Raw genomic sequence first — 532 nt, forward strand, 5'->3', positions numbered from 1 at the left:
TTCTTGACACTGCGCTGTGGTATGACAGCACCTGGACGACAAATCGGCAAGTTTTTCTCTTTAAAAGTATAACACCAGTTACCTCTCCCTTTATAGTGGAATCCTGCTTGGATCATGCAAGCATAAGTTGTTGCTTTAGCATTAATGCTCTGCTGTTGGTTTTCTGGAAAAACATCATAAGGCGTTGGCATACCACATTCTAACAAGGCTTTTCCTACCTCAGTAAAATCAGTAACACTATTTTTCTCCCACATACTCAAATACCCTGGAGGAGGCTTATCGATGTTACATCCAGCTACACTAACCAAAACTATTCCGCTTAATAATTTCAAGATTTGTTTCATTTTTTCCTCCCTGAATATTTTGAATAAATTGGCGTACGATTAGATGAACCATAGCGCGATGTACACGCATAACCTGCATGACCATAACAAGCATGAACACTGGGGTAGCCCTTAAATATTTGCCCTCTCTCTTTCCAGGGACCACTTCCAGGAGGTATTTGCTCAAAAGTGTAAGGATTTTTGCCAAT

Annotated in this window: 1 protein-coding gene and 1 pseudogene; both read right to left on the minus strand. The window is 40.4% G+C overall.

Annotation, left to right across the window (positions count from 1 at the left end; all coding sequences use genetic code 11):
- A partial coding sequence (locus tag ACFIJL_RS09910) for a hypothetical protein (protein WP_375624568.1) occupies positions 1-344 on the minus strand: 344 nt, incomplete at its 3' end.
- Positions 341-532 (minus strand): annotated as a pseudogene (locus tag ACFIJL_RS09915) (hypothetical protein); the annotation flags it as partial. The pseudogene ACFIJL_RS09915 and the gene ACFIJL_RS09910, both read right to left, overlap by 4 nt.

Source organism: Bartonella sp. TT119HLJHH (genome assembly GCF_042193385.1).
In the GTDB taxonomy this organism is placed as follows: Bacteria; Pseudomonadota; Alphaproteobacteria; order Rhizobiales; family Rhizobiaceae; genus Bartonella.